We start from the raw sequence: 4,750 nt of genomic DNA, 5'->3' as shown, positions 1-4,750 counted from the left end.
CCCCCTTAGTCCCCCCTTTAATCCCCCCTTGATAAGGGGGGCATCTGACAACTTTTAACGCCTACCTACTTACTTCTTTTCAACCAACCTCGAAAACAGTTTTGTCAGTCCCTCAGTCCCTTGGCAAAATCCATCTATTGGCGGGGAAAACGCTGCATGGTTCCGAAAAAATCACCACGAATTCCTTTAGAATTGCACCAGATTAAGGCTCACGAGTTTTATCAAAAACGGCTGGCATCGGGTAAAGAAGGCAGTGAAATAGATGACTGGCAGCAAGCGAAAGAATATTTTAGCCAACATCCCAGAGCGATTCTTGCTTGGAATCTAAAGATGCCCTATCGCCGGGGAAAAAGGCTAATTAAAAGATTGTTGCTATCGCTCCAGTCTCTTGTCAGAGTTGCTTGGAAACTGCTAATCTTTCCCTTCTGGCTATTTCAGCAAATACCGGGGCTTTTTGCCCGTGAAGACAAAGACAGCCGCACCTTTGCCCTTGATGTGGTCAAAACGATTATTTCTGCCCTAGGATTAATTGCTACCCTTTTGGCAGGAATTGGGCTTTTTGTCAATTATCTCAATTCTCAAGCGGAAAGGCAACTGATTCAGGAACGTCTGATTACCGAGCGCTTCTCGAAAGCTGTCGAGCAAATCGGTAATGATAAAGAGGAGGTGGTAATTGGCGGCATTTATTCCCTAGAGCGAATTGCCAAAGATTCTCCCAAGGATCGATCAATGGACAATTATGGAAGTGCTGACTTCCTACATTCGTAAAAATTCCCCCATTCCCTCGAATATTCAACAACTGGAGCCAGCGGCAAGAGAGAAAGCCCTAGAAAAGCCCCCTTCCGTGAGTATTCCAGTTCAGGCCGCTTTAACGGTAATCGGGCGGCGTAAAGTTGAGAATGACCAAGCTGGGGATAATTTGGCTGAAACAAATGACCCTAATAAAATTAAATTTCTTGATTTAAGTGGGACAAATTTGAGGGGAGCCAACCTCAACGGAGCCAACCTCAACCGAGCCAACCTCAACCGAGCCAACCTCATCGAAGCCAACCTCAACGGAGCCAACCTCAACGGAGCCAACCTCAACGGAGCCTACCTCAACCGAGCCAACCTCGACGGAGCCAACCTCGACGGAGCCGAGGGTCTTAATCCAGAACAAATTAAATCGGCCTGCTTTTGGGAAAGAGCAATACACACACAGGCCAAGTGGGATACTGATAAACAATTATGGGTGGCTGAGGACCCAAAAGCCAATCAACGAGAAATCGACAAACTCAAAAGGGACAAAAACTCAGATCCGTAATATCCGAACGATTGTACTACTAAATAGGGTTTGCGGCAAAAAGTACGGGCGAAGCATTCGGATAGAAAATCTCCGGTTTCACCGATAGGTTATTGCCCGAATGCTTCGCCCCTACAGGACGCGGGCCGATGAAGACGCAAGGTTTTGAAGCACGATTCTCTCAAAATCTTGCACCTGTTTCGCCAGAAAAGCCACAAAACCCTTACCTTACCTACATTTCACATTTATTCAGCCAGCCCCAAATAGGGTTTGCGGCAAAAAGCTTTTCCTGGGGGCTGGTGGGGTGTAGGGTTTTAGCGATTTTCATCTGGTCAATTACCTAATTTTCAGGGAAAAAGTCCCGGAATTTTCCACCCGATCACTCCCATATCTGGTACTTTTTGGTTTCCAAAAAGTCTAAAAGTTTTACCCAACAAGGTTTTCACATTTATTGAGCAAGCCCTAATTAATCTTTTCAATCACCGCTTGTCCTAGTTGAATCAACTCAAAACCGATAAAAAGGCTTAAAATCACAGTGACAGCCTGATTAAGTAGGGGTATATTGCCTTTGCCTAGAACAGAAGCGACGAATTTGACCACAACTAAAACGAGAGCGCTAACAACGGCGATTTTGACGGCTATCATAGATTAATTTTTCCTCACGGTTAACCAAAGTATACTATGTTCCTGACGGGGTGACAAGCAGATTGAAAGTGAGACAGGGTGTGAAGTGTGGGGGGTAGGGTGTAGGGAGCAACAATCCATAACTGGGTTTTTAAAGTTCGATTTGTCTCGTTCCAAGGTAGAACCTCCGGAAATGCGTTCCAAGGGTTTCCCTTGAAACGAGGTAAGACTATAAAACGATTTGGTGTCATTGCCAAGGATGAGAAAGCTGCCCAATGCACAGGTTTTTGTTAAGAATTGTAAAATGTAGTTGGGGTTTGCTGAAAAAGTTTGTTGGTGGGGTTAGGAGTCAGTAGCCGGTCGTCAGTAGCCAGTCGTCGGTTGTTTCAGGCTTTGTTGCCCTTCTTTTTTGTACCAGTTTATGTACTAAAAAAGAATAATGCCAGGTTTTTGAATGTCCCAATCCTATATTCGCAGCATGAACATCGGATTTTAACAGGTCAAAAGCCTTATTTTAAAAGGGTTTTACCATTATTCAGCCAGCCCTAGTTATATTTATTTGATCAGAAGAGGATTCATGTCTAACCAAGAATCGATTTTTCCATTCCCTCAAAAACCAGTGTATTCCTCCGTATTCAAGTCGATTTTAGCGATAATATCAGTTATTTTAATTATGTTAGCAGTGCTCGGCGGGCTAATGATGGTCAGTTTATCATTATCTTGGCCAGAAGACAATATTTATCGATTACTCCTTGGCTTAGTAGAAGATTTTTTTAACCCCTTTGCTTGGATTAAAGTTCCCACGGTTGCTCATAGCTATCAATTATTATTACCCACAGTTATCCTGCTAATTTTTACGCAGTTAATCATGTTCTTGTCTCCGCATCCGCAAGTTTGGTCAAGATTAGTAATTATTTCTATCACTCTCGCTATCACCCTGCGCTATCTACTCTGGAGGATTCTGGAAACTTTAAATCTTTCTACTCCTCTCAATGGCTTTTTTAGTTTACTGCTTTTAGGCGTTGAGATGATGGTTTTAAGTGGTAGCATAATTCAGTTAGTCTTAGTCTTAACCACGAAAGATAGACGCAAAGAAGCTGATTTTTATAGCCAAGCGGTAATCAATAAACAGTATTTGCCCACGGTAGATATTCTGATTCCCACCTATAATGAGCCAGCCTTTATCTTAAAAAGAACTATTATCGGTTGTCAAGCCCTTAATTATCCTCATAAAAATATTTATATTCTCGATGATACCCAGAGATCAGAAATTAATCAATTGGCAGAAAAATTAAATTGTCATTATCTGACTCGTCAGGATAGAAAAAATGCTAAAGCAGGTAATTTAAACCATGCTCTCAGACAAACTCAAGGGGAATTAGTGGTAGTTTTTGATGCAGATTTTATCCCTTGTCGGAATTTTCTAGAAAGAACTGTTGGCTGGTTTCAAAACCCTAAAATTGCCCTAGTGCAAACGCCCCAAAGCTTTTATAATGCCGATCCTATCGCCCATAACTTAGGTTTAGAAAATATCGTTACTCCCGACGAAGAATTATTTTATCGTCATATCGAACCAGCTAAAGATGGGGTGGGTAGTCCTGTCTGTGCTGGTACTTCTTTTATTGTCAGAAGAAAAGCATTAGAGGAAGTGGGATATTTTAATATAGAATCTATTAGTGAAGACTATTTTACTGGGATTGCTATCTCAGCGAAAGGTTATGAAGTTATTTACTTAAATGAAAAACTCAGTGCTGGTTTATCTGCTGAAAGTTTATCAGCTTATTTACTGCAAAGATTGCGCTGGGCAAGAGGAACGTTACAGGCCTTTTTTATCAAAGCTAATCCCCTAAAAATTGCGGGACTAACTCTACCTCAAAGATTGGCACACTTAGAGGGACTTTTATCCTGGTTTTCTCCCTTAGCTCGTTTATTTTCTCTGCTTATTCCTCTCCTTTATACCTTTGGATATATAGTACCTTTGAACATTACCATCGATGATACAATCTATATCTTTTTACCCTACATGATGCTCCAGTTAGCCACTTATCACTGGTTAAATTCTCGCTCGCGCTCGATTGTTTTTTCTGAGGTACTATCGATGATTATTTGTGTACCAACATCCCTAACAGTTCTCCATGTTCTTTGGAAACCCTTTGACAAAGGATTTCAGGTGACACCCAAGGGAATTGCTCGCAAAAATTATCAATATAATTGGCACTTATCCTACCCATTGCTGTTTTTTCTCACCATTACTTTAATTAGTATTTTCTTTAATTTAAATCATCATAATTATCAAGAAATTCCCCTAAATTTTGGCTTGATTTTGGCTATATATAACGTGGTTATTATCATGACTGCTCTGGTGGCTTTATTGGAAGCTCCCCTCACCCTAGAAACTCAATACCAATTGTTGGAATCTCCTGTTAAATTGATAACAGAAGCGAATATAATTATACAGGGCAATCTGAAAAAACTTTCGGAAATAGGAGCAGAAATTCACCTGAGGGAACCCATCTACTCAGAAAAATTACTCCTAGATATTTTAGGCGAAGATTTGCGCTTATCTGCTCATCTAGTCAATCTAGAAAAACGAGGCAAAATCTGGCAAGCAACCCTTAAATTCCAGCCACTTATCCTATCAAAGCAGAGAAAACTAATTACTTTTTTATTCTGTCGTCCCCAGCGCTGGCAACCGAAAAATACGGCAGGAGAATTAAAATCCCTTTGGTTGTTAATTATCAGCTTTTTTCGGGGGATAGGCTTGATTTGGCGAGCATTTCTGAATCGAAAAACAGCCCTTTAGTTTAGTCAAGAGTCGAAAATACTTAAGTAGCTGGTTATAAT

General features: G+C 41.0%; 2 protein-coding genes and 1 pseudogene. 2 read left to right on the top strand and 1 reads right to left on the bottom strand.

The features are described 5' to 3' along the window. Positions 1-156 precede the first annotated feature (156 nt). Positions 157-1,303 (top strand): annotated as a pseudogene (locus IQ242_RS17060) (pentapeptide repeat-containing protein). 441 nt (positions 1,304-1,744) lie between these two features. Here IQ242_RS17060 and IQ242_RS17055 read toward each other — a convergent pair. After that, positions 1,745-1,927, bottom strand: coding sequence for a hypothetical protein (locus IQ242_RS17055; RefSeq protein ID WP_002769951.1), 183 nt, complete (start codon positions 1,925-1,927; stop codon positions 1,745-1,747). 556 nt (positions 1,928-2,483) lie between these two features. On the opposite strand from IQ242_RS17055, the gene IQ242_RS17050 reads away from it, so the two are divergent. Further along, complete coding sequence (locus tag IQ242_RS17050; protein ID WP_193960790.1) at positions 2,484-4,709, top strand: glycosyltransferase; 2,226 nt, start codon at positions 2,484-2,486, stop codon at positions 4,707-4,709. The last annotated feature ends 41 nt before the right edge of the window (positions 4,710-4,750 follow it).

This window comes from Microcystis sp. LEGE 08355, from assembly GCF_015207185.1.
GTDB classification, from domain to species: Bacteria; Cyanobacteriota; Cyanobacteriia; order Cyanobacteriales; family Microcystaceae; genus Microcystis; species Microcystis panniformis.
The sequence above is the reverse complement of the archived record's forward strand: the minus strand, read 5'-3'. Positions and strand labels throughout refer to the sequence as shown.

Excerpts from the sequence above, each read along its gene's own strand:
- IQ242_RS17055 (WP_002769951.1), bottom strand. The coding sequence starts at position 1,927 with ATGATAGCCGTCAAAATCGCCGTTGTTAGCGCTCTCGTTTTAGTTGTG.
- IQ242_RS17050 (WP_193960790.1), top strand. The coding sequence starts at position 2,484 with ATGTCTAACCAAGAATCGATTTTTCCATTCCCTCAAAAACCAGTGTAT.